This window comes from Devosia marina (assembly GCF_009758415.1).
Classification (GTDB): domain Bacteria; phylum Pseudomonadota; class Alphaproteobacteria; order Rhizobiales; family Devosiaceae; genus Devosia; species Devosia marina.
Window position 1 is genome coordinate 13,387 of the sequence record NZ_WQRF01000001.1, and the last position, 16,303, is coordinate 29,689.

The following is a 16,303-nucleotide window of genomic DNA, read 5'->3' on the forward strand; positions in this document are numbered from 1 at the left end:
AGCAGGCTCATCATGCTGCAAAAAATTGGAAGTCTCTGTCAGGCTGCGGACCGGCTGATTGCGGCCATCCTGCATTCCATCGGCCTCCTGGCCCTGCGCGTGGCGCTCGCCATCCCATTCTGGCGTTCCGGCATGACCAAATGGGATGGATTTTTCAATCTCTCAAGCGGCGCGCGCTACCTGTTCCAGCAGGAGTTCAAGCTCAACATCTTTGGGCAGGCCATTGCCTATCCTTTTCCGCTGACTGCCGCCTTTCTGGCCGGCGTGGGCGAGATTGTGCTACCCGTGTTGCTCGTGCTGGGCCTGGGCACCCGATTTGCCGCGACAGGCATTCTGCTCATGACACTGGTCATTCAACTGACCATTCCGGATGGTCTGATCAACTTCCACCTGCCTTGGGTTGCCATGGCACTGTGTCTGATGGCTTTCGGGGGCGGGCGGTTGTCGATAGACTCCCTCGCAATGATGATGCTAGGGCAGACTCCGGCTCGACAAGCCCCGCATCCCTCGTGACAGGCGCGTCAAAGGCATGATCAGGATCTTTGCGAAACTGCCAGAAGCCGGAGTGGCGTTCTTTTCCTTTGCCTTCCATTTTGTCTGGGAGATGCTTCAGGTCCCCACATATCAGGGGATGGCCGACCTGCCGCATTGGGAAGGCGTGCTGGTCTGTACGCAAGCGACCCTGGGCGATGTCGGATTTGCCTTGATCGCTTTCTGGGCGGCCGCCCTTTTCCAAAGATCGCGAGGCTGGATGCTGGAGCCCGATAGGTCCAGCATTGCGCTGTTCCTGCTGGTGGGGCTGGCCCTGACCATCGCCTTTGAGTTCTACTACACCCAAGTTACGCATCGCTGGAGCTATTCGGAGATCATGCCCCTCGTGCCGCCTTTCGGGACCGGGGCGAGCCCGCTGGCGCAATGGGTGGTCATTCCTTTGTTGGTGGTCGAGTTGATGCGTCGCAGGTCCGTGTAGCGGCCTCTCAGGAACCGGACGTCTCGCTCGCCTTCGGCAACAGGGCGTGGCCAAGCGCCCAGATCCACACGAGAACGTATAGAGCCGCCCCGATTGCTTCACCCAGAAGTCGCGTCCCCTGGCCGACCAGAAAACGGTGGGACGCAGCCTCACCCGGGATGAACCAGAAGGGCGCGATGGCGGGAAGATAGCTGAGCATGGGGATGATCACGCCTTCGATGGACAGCCAGAGCGCAATATAGATCGCGGTCAAGGCCAGGCTGGTCCCCAGTGGGGTGCTGCGCCAGGCAGAGAACAGGCCGGTGGCTTGGCCGGTTGCATAGTGTCCGGCGCCGAACAGCCCGCGCAGGACGACAAAATAGACGGCCGTCTTGGCGTAGATCAGAAGAAGAAACGCTGCGCGGAAGCTCTCACCTCCCATTGGCATCCCACCGAACTGCAGGAAGTAGCCGGCAGAGTCGAAGCCCAGCAGCAAGGCGCCCAAGAGCACTGCGACACCGCCCCACAGGCCAAGGAAACGACCCCAGCGCACATGCTTACCGACCGTCGGGCGCATGATCAGACAGATCGATCCACCCAGGATCGCAACCTTTATGACTTCTGCCAGGGTCGAGATCGCAACGGTCAACCACTCGGCTTGCTCCATGGAGGTGAGGGGAATCCAATGGTCCATGAAAACAATCGAAACCTGTTCCAGAACACTCAGGGCGGCGATGAGCACCCCGGTTCCGGCGAGAAGGACCATGGTGCGCGCGCGGCGCGAGGTGAAAATTTCAGTCGGCATGAGCTGGGGAGTGGTTGTGGACTGCACCGCATGGGCCTTTCGCAAAGTCGCCGTGTAGATCCTAGACCAGGTCTAGGCAACTGGACTTTGTCTTGCTGGCATGGGTGCTGTTACGAGCCGACACCGTTTTTTCGGCGCATGGCCATGGCCATGCTCCAGGCGCCATAAGTGGAGACGAGGAATGGCACCGCATAGGTCAACAGGAGCTTGGGGATATTGAGCGCCGTGCCCGCCAGCATGGCGTCGCCTTGATTTATGAGATTGAGCGCGGTTCCGCCCACGATGGCGACGATGACAGACTGCTTCACAACCCGCTTGCTTAGGGCAAGCTGTAGCGGCGTCGCTTGCCGTTCATTGCGATAAGACATGCCCTGTCCCTAGTGCCAGCCACTTCACGTTGTCGTGCTGGTTAACCGATTAAAAGTCTCTGCCGCCTACTCTTTGTTTCAAGAGTACGGAGTTCGCCGTGGCGGTCACGATAGCGGAAAAAGGTTATCGTGCCGTTCTGAGAACGCTGATCGTGGCGGGCTCGGCGCTGGCCTTTGCCTGGGTGGGATGGGCTGGACTGGAAGGGCTGCGGACCCAGCGAAACCTGGCGCAGCTCGAAGAACTCAGCGGGCAGCTGCTGCAGCGCGCCGAACTGGCCGTTGATTACGCCGTCATCACGCTGGGCGACTACGCGGCGCCGAGCAACGACCTGTGCAATATCGACGCGCTCCGAACCCTTCGTCGTCAGACCTATGCCCGCGGCGCCATCAAGGACATCGCCGTACTGGCGTCCGATGGCCAACCGATGTGCTCTACGGCCCCGGTTCAGTTCGACCTGCTGTCTTCTAGAAGCGCCCCAATTGCCGAATATGAATCGCGGAACACTTCGATAGTTTTGCAACCAAGCCATGCCGAGGGCAGTGGACTCTTCCGAGTCATCTGGCGCGTCAGCGACACGCATTTGGTCGCCGCCACCCTCAATATCGATATGTTGATGTTTGACATCTTCCCCGCCCAATTGCGGGATGAGGCGCTGGCTGAAATTCGGATTGGGACCGGCGATGTGGTGGCGCGATTTGGGGATATGGCGAGCAAGGAGGCAGGGGAAACGGCTCGCGCATTTGAGTCCGCCTCGGATCGCTATCCGGTCAGCGTGGCCCTTGCGGTGAGCGATAGCAGCTTTCGCAACTGGAATCCCTGGCCGCTTGCCCCGGTTCTCGCTGTCGGGGCCATTGCTGGCACCCTGGTCGGGCTGCTGCTTGCCCAATCCAGCATGCGGCCGCCAGGCCCGGTGGATGCACTTCGGATTGCCATACGCCGGGGTGAACTTGTTCCCTACTACCAGCCGATCTTTGAGCTGGCGACGGCCCGGATCGTTGGCTGCGAGGTCTTGGTGCGCTGGGTCCGGCGGGACGGCGAATTGGTCTTTCCCGATCGCTTCATTCCCATTGCCGAAGCGAGCGGCCTTATCGTCCCGATGACGGAGCGGCTGGTCGAGCAGGCGCTGTCCGAGTTGGCGCCGCTTCTATCCGGGCGGCCAGAATTCAAGACTGCCTTCAACATCGACCCGGCCCATTTCGTGCAGCAAGGGTTTCTCGACGCACTTGATCAAATAGTCGCTCAGACCGGATGGCCCAATACCCGCATCGTTCTCGAGCTAACCGAGCGCAACGCCTTTCCTGACATGAAGCAGGCTGTCGCAGTGACCAAAGAGGCCCGCACGCGCGGATACCGCATTTCGCTGGACGATACCGGCGCTGGCCATAACGGGCTGGGACACATTCAAGACCTCAACCCGGACATCATCAAGATAGACAAGAAGTTTGTTGGCGTCGCTGGCACGGTTGAAGCCGCGGATGCCATCATAGAGGTGCTGGTCAATCTGGGGCAGCGCATGGGCGCGGTCGTGGTCGCCGAAGGCATCGAAACCGAAGACCAAAGGGCTACGCTGGCACACGCTGGCGTAGCCCAGGGCCAAGGTTACCTCATATCCAGACCGGTGCCTCTGGCCCGGTTCCGCACCTTGATTCGCGACCACGAACTTGTCGCGCAACCGGCCGCCAACGATCCGCAAATGGCTTAGCGCTCTCGGCCCATGCGAGTTTTCCAGAGCGGTCGTTGACCAACATTATTTCGTCGTCATTGTCAGCTTTGGCCGTAGGTCCACCCAAAACCAGTCAGGCTACTACCGGCCCCGCTTAAGGCGCAGGCGTGGAGAATTGTGGGGCAGGGGACTTCCATAACCCGCCGATCAGCAACGCGCCCCCATTCGGCCGTTGAAACTAACCTCACGCGTGCCCAAGAGCAGACATTCGGATCGCCGGTAATTAGGTCAGGCTCTTATCGGGCCTCCCCAATCACATTTGGCGGTGAGTGACCCTACGCCCATCAGGGTTTGCAGGACCGACCCGCGGGTTACCTCTGCTTCGGCGTCTTCGGAGCTTTCGTATTGCGGTATCGGTCGTTAGAAATCGGAGGCGCCTATTACCCCGCTTTACGGCGTGCCAGTTCGTCATCCAGCCGTTGACGCCAGTCGAGCGGCATTGGAAAGTCCATCCGGTCGTCGATCAGATCCCTTTTTGGCATGGTGTCGTCGCGAAAGAAATGGAACACCTCGAGCTAGCGCGAACCCCACTCGCTAAGGGCCCGCACGCCAGCATCAGGATATAGCATCACCGATATGACGAGCAGCGCTTTCAGCCCTGCTCACATCAGCGAGCGCAGTGCGGCTACCGCTAACCGATGATCCTCAACGTCCGGCAGGCCGCTCACTGCGACCGCCCCCGCGACTCCCACACCCTTGATATGGATGGGCACGCCTCCGCCGCTTGCTGCATAGTCGCTTTCCGGGAGCCGGTAACGAGGGTGGAAATTGACATTCTTGCTCTCGCACAACAGCCGCATGTAGAGCGAGCTGTGGTGAAATCGCAGGGCTACAGAGCGTTTGCGCCGAACCCAGTCCACATTGTCGGGGGTTGCGCCGGGCATCAAGGCCAAAAATACCGGGGTATGGCCATGCGACACCTCAATGCCGATTGGCAACTCGCGCTCGGCGGCTACAGACTGGATATAGGCTCCAACCTGCCAGGCCGAGGCATAATCGAATCGATTGAGGATCAAGCCGGTTTCTTCGTCCAGCAACTCTTCCATTGTGGGCGTAGTGCTCACGTGCAAGCTCCTTGAGATTCTGCAGATTTAGGTGATCGAGTACCCGCCATCGACGACGAGGGTTGCCCCAGTGACAAAAGACGCCGCGGGCGAACAGAGATAAAGCACGGCGTTTGCCACATCCTCGGGCAAACCCCAACGTTTGAGGGGTGTACGCGAAAGAATGGATTCGGCCCGCTCAGGATCATCGCGCAGAGGCTTCGTCAGGGGCGTGGCAATCCAACCCGGAGCGACGGCATTGACCCGGATGCCGTCCGCTGCGAATGCAATGGCCAGCGACTTGGTGAGTTGGGCTATGCCACCCTTACTGGCCGAATAGGCGGGCACCAGGCCGCCACCGAAGAACGACAGCATTGAGGCTAAGTTGACGATGTTGCTGGCATTCGCCGTCAAAAGCGGCCGTGCGGCCGCACACATGCGCATCGTGCCGTTGAGGTTGACGTCAACCACCTGTTCGAACACCGCGAGGTCGAGTTCCTCACCGCGCCGGATCATGCCGGCGCAGTTGACCAGAATGTCGAGGCCATCGAGGCCAGAGAGCAGGCCGTCAATGGCCTGCTCGTCGCGCACGTCCAGCAGCCTCAGACTTGCAGAGGTGAAGTCTTCGTCACCCGCCAGTGCATCCAATTCGTGCTGGGCAACGCCCGTCGCCGTTACCTGCGCACCGGCATGCAGAAAGGCCCGCGATACTGCGGCGCCAATGCCGGAGGTTCCGCCCGTCACGAGGATGCGCTTGCCTGCGTACCACGCCTTCGCCCAGGCATAGTCAGCAGGGTCAGCGGATGAACTGGTCGACATAGTCGCCTCCCAGGCCAATGCTTTCATAATGGGCACGGCACATGTCTATCTTGGTGAACACATCTTCATAGCCGACATGCTGGTTGGCTTCATTAAGGTAGACCATCGAGCCGGTAATGTTGAAGAAGGTGATCATCTCCTCGACGTCTTCGGGCACGAGTAGCGTGTGGATCTCGCCCGGCGGTTCGAAGACGTAGGAGCCGGTTTCGGCTACCCAATCATGTTCGCGATAGTGCCAACGCCCCTTGATGACATAGCCATGGACAGGGTTGGGGTGGAGGTGACGGGACAATATGCCCGAGCGTCGAACCCGCAGGAGGTTGCACCATTGACCGACCAGCGTGTTCAGCATCAGTGGCCGGAACCAGACTCCTTCGGCCTGGGGCACCCATACACGCTCATCGTCCGGCACCGCCTTGACTGCGATTTCGGGCGGCGCGAGCGCATGAGCAGATCCGTTCATGACCTCATACATACTCATTTTTGCCTCAGTTCTCAGCGGGTTGGGAGGCGCGCCAAGCCTGATATTCGTCTTCAACCTCTGCCGTCAGAGGGTAGTATTTTCGCAAGTCTGCACCCTGAGAAAGCCTGAAGCGCGCGAACTCTTCCCATTCGGCGTGCTTGCTGGCCTCCCTGATCAGATCTTCAGCCATGCCAACAGGAACAACGACGACCCCATCATCGTCAGCTACGATGATGTCGCCGGGCATGACCAGAGCGCCGCCGCAGGCGACCGGAATATTCACGGCGAATGGAATGAGGTTGGTCTGCGCGTGGTAGTTGGGGCTCACGCCCTTCACCCAGATGCCCAGGTCGAGCTCTGCAGCCTTGGCGGAGTCGCGAATGCAGCCGTCAACGACGACGCCGGCGCCGCCGCGTCCGGCCAGATAGGTCAGCATCATTTCGCCAAAGATTCCACTGGCCATGTCGCCGCGGGCGTCCACCACCACCATGTCTCCTGCCTGCGCCGGGTAAAGCACGTGCCGGTGCAACTGACGTTCCGGCTCTTCGTACTCGTTCGAGCCGTATAAATCTTCTCGCTTGGGCATCATCTGCAGCGTCAGGGCGGGCCCTGCCACCGAGCGGCCGGTCTTGAGTGGTCGGGGACCACGTATTTGCGCGTCGCGAATCCCCATCAGGCTGAGCTCGCTGCTCGCAGTGGCCGTGCCGATCTGGGCGAGGGCGTCGCAGTGGGCCCGCGGGGGACGGTTGATGTCGCGGATGTCTGAAGGTGACTGCATTATGAAGCCTCTGGAAAGCAGGTATAAAGAATTCAGGTCAGACCCAGCCGCCATCGGCGACATAGTTCTGCGCGGTGATTGCACTTGCATCCTCGGAGGCAAGAAAGAGTGTGAGCTTGGCGATGTCGTCGGGGTAAATGCGACGCTTCAGCGACTGGCGGGCACTGCGTTCCGCATCGGCTTCCGGTGTTAGCCAGAGTTCGAGCTGTCGCTTTGTGATGATCCAACCGGGCGTGATGGCATTGACGCGGATATTGTCACCACCAAAATCGCGCGCCAGCGAGCGCACCATGCCGAGAACCGCGGATTTGGACGCGGTATAAATAGGCATGCCGCCAAAACCGGCCATCCAGGATATCGAGCTCATGCAGATGATGGCTCCACCACCTGATGCCTGCATGTCGGGAAGCACGGCTTGGCTGGCAAAGAACTGATGCCGCAGATTGACGGCAATCCGCTCATCAAAATACTCGGGCGTCACCTTGAGCGCCGGATGGCGCTCATCATGGGCGGCATTGTTGACGAGCACACCCACCGGGCCGAACAGTTTCCGGATTGTCGCAATGCCAGCTTGGAGCGCCGAAATATTGCGCAGGTCCAAGGCTTCGAAATGAACCGCATGTCCATCTGCAGACAACTCGGTCATCAAGGCGGATCCCGCTGCCTCGTCTATGTCGAGGAAGCCCACCCGTGCCCCTTGCGCAGCGAAGGCGCGTACAATGGCTTCGCCTATGCCCGTGGCGCCGCCCGTGACCACTACTACTTTGCCTGAGAGATCGGGATAGATTGCCACGGTCGGCTCCGATCAGTCCTGACCCAGGCGAAGGCCGGATTGCCCATCAAACAAATGGATGCGTTCCGGATCGAGTTTTACCGTCAGGCATTCTCCTGGGCGGGTAGTGATGCGCTCGCGAAACACCGCGACCACTTCGTGACCGCCCAGGAGCATAGCAACCTGGGTCTCCGATCCGGTCGGTTCCACTGTGATGACCTCGGCTGCCATGCCGTTGGGATCGAGTGCGAAATGCTCCGGACGAATGCCTAGGCTGACGGTTTCATCGTTCGTGCTAGCAGGGATAAACGGCAGGTTGATCGCACTGCTGTCAGCCGTGATGAAGCTGTTGCCCGAAAGCTTGCCAGACAGGATGTTCATGGATGGCGAGCCGATAAAGGCAGCTACGAACAAGTTGCGAGGGAAATCATAAAGCTCGAGCGGGGTGCCGATCTGTTCGACCACCCCGTCGTGCATCACTACTATCCGGTCAGCCATGGTCATGGCTTCGATCTGGTCGTGGGTCACATACACAGTCGTTGTCTTGAGGCGCTGATGGTTTTGCTTGATTTCCGAGCGCATCTGGACGCGCAACTTGGCATCCAAGTTGGACAGAGGCTCGTCAAACAAGAAGACCTTGGGATCACGCACCATTGCCCGGCCCATGGCGACACGCTGGCGCTGCCCACCGGACAATTGGCGCGGATAGCGATCGAGATAGGGAGTTAAGCTCAGCATGTCAGCAGCCTTGGCAACACGTCTTCCGATTTCCTCTTTGGGAGCGCGGCCAAGTTTGAGCGAAAAGCCCATATTCTGGGCAACAGTCATGTGCGGGTAGAGCGCATAGCTCTGGAAAACCATCGCAATGTCGCGCTCCTTGGGATGGAGCGCGTTGACGACCTTGTCATCGATGGCGATTTCGCCACCGGTGATTTCTTCCAGCCCTGCCAACATGCGGAGCAAGGTTGACTTGCCGCATCCCGAGGGCCCGACAAGAACGACAAACTCGCCATCGGCGATGTCGATTGAGACGCCGTGCAGGATTTCCATTGATCCGTAGGACTTACGGACATCGCGAATTGAGACTGATCCCATCTGAATTTCCTTTTCGAAGCGCCGCGTCAGTCGTCCCAATGGGGGGACTTTGTCGGATTGATGTGGCGGTAGCCGCGATCAAGCTGACGGATCGCATCCATGTGTTGAGCGGAAAGCGACAGAGCAGTCGCCGCGCGATTGTTCTCGAGATTGCGGCGGCTGCTCGACGCGGGAATGATGATGTGCCCCTCGGCCATAAGGAAGGCCAAGGCGACCGCTGCCGGAGTAGTGGCAAGCTCGTTGGCAATCGCCTTGAGCACATCGTCCTGCGCCACCTGACCCTTGACGAGGGGCTGGTAGGCCGTCAGCCTCAAGCCGGCAGACCGGGCATAATCACGCATGGTCGGTACCTGCAGCCAGGGATGAATTTCCACCTGGTTGGTTACCAGAGACCCCGGACCGAGAAGCTTTGCTGCGCGCTCAAGGTGATCAATGGTGAAGTTCGAAACACCGATCAGGCGGGCATAACCCTTGTCTTGCGCATCCTTGAGAGCCGTCATGTAGCTCTCAAAGGGTACGACGTCGTTTGGCACCGGCCAATGAATGAGGAGTAGGTCCACCTGATCGACGCCAATAGTGTCGAGACTGCTGCGAACGCTTGGCATGAAGTCGGCAGGCGCCAGGTGGGTGTCGGCCACCTTGGTCGTGATGAACACCTCGTCACGGGCTAGTCCCGAGCGGCGTACGGCCTCGCCGACGGTTTGCTCAGTGTTATAGCTCTGTGCTGTATCGAGATGGCGGTAGCCGATCTCGAGTGCCAGCTCGATCGCCTGGATGCCGTTGTCGCCGGTTCGCCCGAAGGTGCCCAGGCCAAGCTGTGGAATTGCAGAGTGGTTGGCCATATGACTGGTCCTTGAAATTCTGGGCTCAGCCCTTGGTGGCACCGGCAGTCATGCCGCCAACGAAGAGGCGCTGCATGGACAGAAACAGGATAGCGATGGGCAGGGTCATGACCATGGACGCGGCCATGACCGCACCCCAATCTGTATTGAACTCTGTCGAGAACTCCGCCAGCCCGATCGGCAGCGTCTTGACCGAACTGTCGGTGGCAAAGCACAGCGCGAAGATGAACTCGTTCCAGGTGGTCACAAAGGCGTAGACTAATACCGACACGAGGCCGGGGACGGAGAGCGGTAGGGTAATGCGGAAAAGCACCCCAATGCGGCTGGCTCCGTCGATGATTGCCGCCTCTTCGAGTTCGACCGGGATGGCTCGGAAATAGCTGGTCAGCATCCACACCGACAGCGGCAGGGTGATGATCATGTAGACCAGGATCAGACCCCAATAGCTGTTGACCAGTCCGAGCACACGTAAGGTGATGAAGAGGGGCACGATGATTGCCGCTGTGGGCAACAACTGACCGATGAGCACAAAGGACTGCAGTGCCGGCTTTCCCTTGAAGTCAAAGCGGGCAAATCCATAAGAGGCGAAGATTGCGAGGATTAGCGCCAAGGCGGTCGAGCCAACGGAGATCACCACGCTGTTGAGAAAGTATCGAGGGATGTTCGATTCAAAAAGAACAGTCCGATAGTTGTCCAGGGTCGGAAGGCTGGGCCACCAAATCGGCGGGATCGTGTAGAGCTCGCGAAGCGTCTTGATAGACGACAGCCCCATCCACCAGAACGGAAAGAGACACACGAGAACCAGCAAGGCTGATCCGACGATGACCAGCGGCATTGGCATGCCGGTGCGCTTGAGCTTTAGGGTGGTGTCGCTCATTTCGAAGCTCCAGCATTGCCCGCAGTGGTGCGGATGTAGAAGAAGACCACGGTAATCGCGACGGCGAAGAACATCACGGACAGAGCCGCGGCCTGATTGAACTGGACGCTCTCAAACGCCGTTCGGAAGATCTGGATTGGGGTGATCAGCGTGCGATTTGCCGGGCCACCACGCGTGATAGCGTAGATGATGGTGATGTGGTTGAGTGCCCAGATGACCAGCAGCAAGGTCACTGCTACGATGACAGGTCGCACCTGGGGTAGCATGACGTACCACACCTCTTCCCAGAAGCTGGCTCCGTCGATACGCGCCGCTTCATACAGGTCGTTGGAAATTGACTGCAGGCCCGCCAGAACCATGATTGCAACGAACGGGAACATCTTCCACACGTTGATGGCAATCATGACTGGCAGGACTGTACTACCATTGGTGAGCCAGCCGACAGGTTCCTCCAGCACGCCCGGCGCGGTCAGCATATAGTTGATGATGCCGAACTCGGTGTGCAGCATCCAGGCCCAAGTCGTGGCGGCAACGATGCCAGGGACCACCCAGGGGATCAGAGTGACCGACCGCACAATGGCGCGCCCGCGGAATTTCTGGTTGAGCAGGATGGCTGTGAGGACACCGAGGACCACCTGAAAGACAATAGATCCCACTACCCACCACAGGGTATTGAAGAAGGCCGTCGGCGTAGCCCGGGCACCAAGAATGGCCCTGAAATTGTCGAGGCCAACCAGGTTACCCTGATTGTCAGTGACGCTAAGCAATCCGGTATAGGCGACGGGATAGGCGATAAGCATGCCCAGCACCAGGAGCGCCGGCAGGACAAATAGGTAGCCAGTGGATTTTCTATGCATCAGGTCACCGGGAGTAAGTGTCTCCGGCTACACAAATGCAGCCGGAGACCGGGAGGCGTTTAGAGAAGGGCTTCGATATCGGCGGCAACGCCATCCATCGCCGTCTGCACGTCTTCATCACCCAGCAGGATGCGCTGGATGCCGTCGAAATAGGCCTGCGAGATCTGCACCCAGTTCGGATGCGATGGCACCGGACGACCGTAGGGCAGCATTTCCTTGAACACTTCCAGGATCGGGTCGTTGAACCGTTCTGCGCTCATGGCCGAAACGCGAGCCGGGAAAGTGTCGGTGAGGACCGCCTGGCTTTCAGTTTCGCCCAGGAAGGCAAGAAACTTCTTCGCGTCTTCTGGGTTCTTGGCGTCGGTCGGCAGCACCAGGCTCCAACCGCCCAGGATAGCGGCGGTGTCAGCGCCTTCCGGATGCGGAATAGTCATGACGCCAACATCGATATCGGGGTTTTCCTGACGGATCGAGTTGATATCGAACTGACCCGACTGGTACATCGACACCGTTTCGGCGATGAAAAGGCGGCGGTTGGCTGTGCCGTCGTTCTCGAGCGTCGAGGAAGGTGAGATACCATTCTTGTAGAAGTCTGTGTAGAACTGAACGGCCCGGACCGTCTCGGGGCTGTTGACCAGCACTTCAGTGCCGTCATCGGAAATGATTGCCCCGCCGGCCATCCAGATGAACGGCAATGACCGGAAGATCGTGTTTCCGACCTCACCGCCACCGGTAACGGCAAAGCCCGACTTGCCATCTTTGGTCATCGCTTCGGCGGCTGCGATGAACTCTTCCCAAGTCTGAGGCGGATTTGCCGGATCAAGGCCGGCGGCCACGAAGTCGCCCTTGTTATAGATGATGGCGTGGGTTTCGATGCGGTAGGGAAGGGCCCAAAGCTGGTCGTTCCAGGTGACATAATTGAGTGCGGCCGGGACGTAATCTTCCCTCTCGGTGACGACATCATCCAGCGGCACAACCAGATCGTTTTGGGCATAGCCGTTCACCCAACCATGCTGCACGTCAATGATGTCGGGAGCAGAGCCCGACCGGAGTGCGGTCAGAATACGCTGTGGCAAGCCGTCGGTGGTGGTGATTTCTAGATTTATCGTGATGTCGGGGTTGGCGGCCTGGAATTTCTCCGCCAGCTCACGCGCACGCGCTTCATTGAAGTTCGGTGTCCACCAGGTGACCTCACCGGCATTGGCCCATCCAGCGGACAGGGCAAGCCCTGACACAGTCAGACCCAGAATAGCTGCTGTTTTGAATACTCTCATAACTTCCTCCCTAAATGCGAACATATCGCGGGTTCCTCCCGGCCGAAGCCGGACTGGTTTACCGCCTTGTGGCGATGCGTGTTTCCGGCCCACGGGCCGGCGAATAAGTTTGTGAGGCTGAAGACAGAGTCTCGGTCTGAGCGACCAGCGCCCTCATATAACCGACTGTATATGCGTGGCCGGCATGCCAAGGCGCAGAGCAGGCGAGCTCGGGCACATGATCGGGGACTAGAACCCCGTCATAGCCTTCCTCGTGCAGCACCTTGACGATCTCAGCCATGTCGACATCGCCGTCATCCACGAATGTCTCGACATAGCTGGGTACCTTGCCCCGGACGTTGCGGAAGTGGACATAGGCGATGGCCTTGTTCCGAGCAAAACGCCGGGTAGTCTCGTAAATGTCGCCCTCGGCCATTTCAGCGAGTGATCCCACGCAAAATTCTAGGGCGTTCGCGCGACTGGGCATCAGCGCGAGAAGCCGATCGTATTTGGCGTGAGAGTTTACCAGTCTTGCCGCGCCGCGCAGACGCTCGACGGGCGGATCATCTGGATGGGCGGCCAGTCGCACGCCGGCCTCCTCGGCAACAGGCACCAGCTCACGAAGAAACCATTCGACGCGCTTCCAGAGCGTTGCCTCGTCCACCTCGGCGGGTTCTGCCCCAGCGATAGCCGGCCGATAGCGCATGTTGCCAACCATGCCATCAGGAATGGGGCATTGCGCATCGATCTCGTCCATGGCGAAGACGGCGGTAACCGCTCCGCCTCTGGCGACAGGCTTGCGCTGCCAACCCCATACTCCCGCCAAAGAAAAATTGTAGCCAATGACAGGAATGCCAGCCTGCCCGCAGGCGCGGACCAGACTTTTCATGGCATCCATCTGTTCCAGCTTGGCTGGGCCGTCGAGCAGAATGTCGGACCAGAAGTTTGGCGAAATGTTTTCTATCGCGGCAACCCGCAGGTCGTGCCGCGCGAGCATGGCGACCACTTCCCCGAGCCGATCGGCTGTCCAGAGAGGCACGTCTATGCAATCACCGTTGATGGGCCCAACGCCACCAGCGCGATAAGCGGCAGCATCGGCGTTGCGGCTATAGTCGGTCAGATGCACGACAACATCCTGAACGCCCAACTGGCGCGCAAACCGCGCACCGGCCTCGCTCAGCATCTCCCCATGCAAACTGATTCCGACTCGCACCGGACCGCTCCCCCCACATGCCCTGCCGTTTTCGGCGTAGTTCACATTTGAACTTAAGCAATTCGTATGTTAACTTTGCGCAATTGGGACGGCGGAGTCAACCGCCATCCTGCAATTGGTCGCTGACTATTTGCCGAACGTCTGCTTGCCCGTTGCAACGCCGCTCGTATTCATCGAGCCATCAAACAGCGGCACATTGGTCGCTTCGTAGGGGAAGCGCGCGCAGGCATCTTCAATCAGCTCTACGCCGAGGCCTGGTGCTGTCGGCGCCAACATGTAGCCGTTCTCGAACTTGAGCGTTTCCCTAACCAGTTCCTTGCGCCACGGCACATCCACCGAGACCGTCTCGAACACTGAAAAATTCGGGATAGCGACGGACATGTGAAGGGTCATGGCGTTCATAACCGGGCCGACCGGATTGTGGGGAGCGATTGGAATTAGATGCGTGTGTGCATTGTGCGCGATGCGCTTGGTCTCGCCCATGCCGCCGGCGTGGGACACATCGGGCTGAAGTATGTCCACGGCCTTTTTTGACAAGGCTTCGAGAAAGCGAGCGGGCTCGTAAAAGCGCTCGCCCGCAGCAATGGGCACTGGGCTGTTGGCGCGGACATCGGCCAATGCATCTATGCTTTCCGGCGGCGTTGGCTCCTCGATCCAGGTCAGATCGAAGCGTGCCAGAGCTTTGCACATTGCAATAGCCGTGGGTACGTTCAGGCGTCCGTGCACATCGAGCATCAGATTTACGTCGGGCCCAACCGCGTCTCGGACGGCCTCGACAATCTCGATGGTTTGTCGGCGCTGCTTCCGATCCATCTCGAGATCGGCTATGTCGAAAGGGTCCCACTTCAGCGCATTATAACCCATCGCCACGGCCTGTCGGGCGTTGGTTGCGTATTGCTCAGGGGTGGTCGCACCGAAGAACCAATGGTTGGCGTAGCAGGCGACACGATCGCGGTACTTGCCGCCGAGCAGTTCAAAGACCGGCACGTTCAGCGCTTTGCCCTTGATGTCGAGCAAGGCGGCTTCGATTCCGCCCAAGGCGGTGCGGAAGACCGCGCCAGTCCGCCAATAGCTATCGCGGTGCAATTGCTCGAGAATGGCATCAACCGCAAACGGATCCTTGCCGATCAGGACTCGCTCGAGTTCTTCAAGGGCAGCGACCACCGTGTTGGTCTTCCACTCCAGTGTGGCTTCCCCGACGCCGTCGATGCCTTCATCGGTGTAGAGCTTGACGAAGACAAAGTTGGTTCGCGAAACATTGGCGACGAATGTCTTGAGAGCGACTATTTTCATTTTGCGGTTTCCGGTGAAGGAGTGTCAGCCATTGCCGCTTCCAGAATCGCGCGGTAGTCCTCGGCCGAGAGGGGGCGCGGATTGGTAGGGTGACTGTGATCGGCAAGTGCACGATCGATGATCCAGTCGAAGTGCTGGCGCGTCACGCCCATCGCAGCTAGACCCGATGGCAGGGCAAATGACCGGTTGAGCGCTTCAAGAGCAGCAGCGAGATCATCGTTGGTCGAGAGGCCCATGGCTGCCTTCAGGCGGCCGAGCTTGTCGCCCACGGCAGACGCGTTGAAGCGCACGATCAGAGGCATGAGAATGGCGTTCAGAGTGCCATGATGCAGTTTCAGATCCTGTAGTCCGCCCAGCGCATGGCTGAGCGAGTGCACGGCGCCGAGTCCTTTCTGGAAGGAGAGACCGCCATGCAGCGCTCCCAGCATGACCTCCTCGCGCGCGTCGCTATCTCTGCCATCGGCAAAGGCTCGTGGCAGATTGCGCCAGATCCGCCCTGCACCATCCAGGGCAATGGCTTCCGCGGTCGGATTGATCCGTGGTGAGAAAAAGGTCTCGATGCAATGAGACAGAGCATCCAAGCCCGTCGCAGCCGTAAGATATGGCGGGAGACCGAGCGTCAATTCGGGGTCGCAAATGGCGCGGCGCGGGATCAGATGGGGACTGATAATCCCGAGTTTGCGGCCATCCGTCAGGGTGAGCAGAGCCGCGCGGCCCACTTCAGCACCAGTTCCGGCGGTCGTCGGGATTGCGATCAATGGCGCTACACCCGGCGTGATTCGCTCTATGCCACCATAAATGGCTGCGAATTGCTCCAGACTGCCCTTGTGAGTGGCGAGGAGCGCCACCCCTTTTGCCAGATCGATTGGTGAGCCGCCGCCCAGCGCCACGATACCGTCGCACTGATTGCTGCGGTAGGCTGCAAGAGCGGCCTCCACGGCTGTTTCGGTCGGGTTGGGCGGCGTTTCGAGGAATGCCGCATTGGTGGCGGGCAAGAGAGCTTCGGCCCTGGTCAGCAAGCCCGATGCAGCAATGCCATGATCGGATATCAGAAGGGGCTTGGTTATGCCGAGTTCAACGAGCGCAGAAGGCAGGCTCTTCAATTCTCCAAAGCCAAAATCGACCGTCGTCAGATAGGTGATGCGGGCCATG

Annotated in this window: 18 protein-coding genes; 3 read left to right on the top strand and 15 right to left on the bottom strand. The window is 59.4% G+C overall.

Going from position 1 to position 16,303, the window contains the following annotated elements; translation table 11 throughout:
• Positions 1-12 precede the first annotated feature (12 nt).
• Positions 13-513: a DoxX family protein gene (locus GO014_RS00100; protein WP_157288633.1), complete on the top strand. Its 501-nt coding sequence runs from the start codon at positions 13-15 to the stop codon at positions 511-513.
• Positions 514-529: 16 nt separating this feature from the next.
• A complete protein-coding gene (locus tag GO014_RS00105) occupies positions 530-970 on the top strand; it encodes a hypothetical protein (protein WP_157288634.1) in 441 nt (146 codons plus the stop codon).
• A gap of 7 nt (positions 971-977) precedes the next feature.
• On the opposite strand, the gene GO014_RS00110 is transcribed toward GO014_RS00105, so the two are convergent.
• Together GO014_RS00110 and nrtS are read right to left on the bottom strand one after the other, a co-directional pair.
• Positions 978-1,754 carry a hypothetical protein gene (locus GO014_RS00110; RefSeq protein ID WP_179952893.1) on the bottom strand — a complete coding sequence of 259 codons (777 nt, stop codon included), beginning with the start codon at positions 1,752-1,754 and terminating at the stop codon, positions 978-980.
• Positions 1,755-1,864: 110 nt separating this feature from the next.
• Complete coding sequence (gene nrtS / locus GO014_RS00115) at positions 1,865-2,122, bottom strand: nitrate/nitrite transporter NrtS (protein WP_157288636.1); 258 nt, start codon at positions 2,120-2,122, stop codon at positions 1,865-1,867.
• A 98-nt stretch (positions 2,123-2,220) separates the two neighbouring features.
• Between nrtS and GO014_RS00120 the strand changes: the two genes are divergently transcribed.
• A complete protein-coding gene (locus GO014_RS00120; protein WP_157288637.1) occupies positions 2,221-3,825 on the top strand; it encodes an EAL domain-containing protein in 1,605 nt (534 codons plus the stop codon).
• Positions 3,826-4,448: 623 nt separating this feature from the next.
• Here GO014_RS00120 and GO014_RS00125 read toward each other — a convergent pair.
• The 13 genes from GO014_RS00125 to GO014_RS00185 all read right to left on the bottom strand — a co-directional run bounded on the left by GO014_RS00125 (position 4,449) and on the right by GO014_RS00185 (position 16,302).
• Positions 4,449-4,892, bottom strand: a complete 444-nt coding sequence (locus tag GO014_RS00125) for a heme-degrading domain-containing protein (RefSeq protein WP_157288638.1) — start codon at positions 4,890-4,892, stop codon at positions 4,449-4,451.
• Positions 4,893-4,937: 45 nt separating this feature from the next.
• Positions 4,938-5,708 (bottom strand): SDR family NAD(P)-dependent oxidoreductase, encoded by a 771-nt coding sequence (locus GO014_RS00130; RefSeq protein WP_157288639.1) that lies wholly within the window; start codon positions 5,706-5,708, stop codon positions 4,938-4,940.
• Positions 5,686-6,183 carry a 2,4'-dihydroxyacetophenone dioxygenase family protein gene (locus GO014_RS00135; protein ID WP_246204410.1) on the bottom strand — a complete coding sequence of 166 codons (498 nt, stop codon included), beginning with the start codon at positions 6,181-6,183 and terminating at the stop codon, positions 5,686-5,688. The genes GO014_RS00130 and GO014_RS00135 overlap by 23 nt, the downstream gene beginning before the upstream one ends.
• A gap of 13 nt (positions 6,184-6,196) precedes the next feature.
• Entirely contained in the window at positions 6,197-6,949 is a 753-nt protein-coding gene (locus GO014_RS00140) for an RraA family protein (protein WP_157288640.1), read from the bottom strand.
• Between the two features lie 37 nt (positions 6,950-6,986).
• On the bottom strand, positions 6,987-7,742 hold the full coding sequence (locus GO014_RS00145) for an SDR family NAD(P)-dependent oxidoreductase (RefSeq protein ID WP_343030679.1): 756 nt from the start codon (positions 7,740-7,742) through the stop codon (positions 6,987-6,989).
• Positions 7,743-7,754: 12 nt separating this feature from the next.
• A complete protein-coding gene (locus GO014_RS00150; protein ID WP_157288641.1) occupies positions 7,755-8,816 on the bottom strand; it encodes an ABC transporter ATP-binding protein in 1,062 nt (353 codons plus the stop codon).
• A gap of 26 nt (positions 8,817-8,842) precedes the next feature.
• Positions 8,843-9,658 carry an aldo/keto reductase gene (locus GO014_RS00155; RefSeq protein ID WP_157288642.1) on the bottom strand — a complete coding sequence of 272 codons (816 nt, stop codon included), beginning with the start codon at positions 9,656-9,658 and terminating at the stop codon, positions 8,843-8,845.
• Between the two features lie 25 nt (positions 9,659-9,683).
• On the bottom strand, positions 9,684-10,535 hold the full coding sequence (locus tag GO014_RS00160; RefSeq protein WP_157288643.1) for a carbohydrate ABC transporter permease: 852 nt from the start codon (positions 10,533-10,535) through the stop codon (positions 9,684-9,686).
• Positions 10,532-11,392 (bottom strand): carbohydrate ABC transporter permease, encoded by an 861-nt coding sequence (locus GO014_RS00165; RefSeq protein ID WP_157288644.1) that lies wholly within the window; start codon positions 11,390-11,392, stop codon positions 10,532-10,534. The genes GO014_RS00160 and GO014_RS00165 overlap by 4 nt, the downstream gene beginning before the upstream one ends.
• 59 nt (positions 11,393-11,451) lie before the next feature.
• Positions 11,452-12,666 carry an ABC transporter substrate-binding protein gene (locus GO014_RS00170; RefSeq protein ID WP_157288645.1) on the bottom strand — a complete coding sequence of 405 codons (1,215 nt, stop codon included), beginning with the start codon at positions 12,664-12,666 and terminating at the stop codon, positions 11,452-11,454.
• A gap of 58 nt (positions 12,667-12,724) precedes the next feature.
• Positions 12,725-13,858, bottom strand: coding sequence for a mannonate dehydratase (locus GO014_RS00175; protein ID WP_343030680.1), 1,134 nt, complete (start codon positions 13,856-13,858; stop codon positions 12,725-12,727).
• 126 nt (positions 13,859-13,984) lie between these two features.
• Complete coding sequence (locus GO014_RS00180) at positions 13,985-15,151, bottom strand: mandelate racemase/muconate lactonizing enzyme family protein (protein ID WP_157288646.1); 1,167 nt, start codon at positions 15,149-15,151, stop codon at positions 13,985-13,987.
• Positions 15,148-16,302 (bottom strand): iron-containing alcohol dehydrogenase, encoded by a 1,155-nt coding sequence (locus tag GO014_RS00185; protein ID WP_157288647.1) that lies wholly within the window; start codon positions 16,300-16,302, stop codon positions 15,148-15,150. The genes GO014_RS00180 and GO014_RS00185 overlap by 4 nt, the downstream gene beginning before the upstream one ends.
• Position 16,303: the final 1 nt, after the last annotated feature.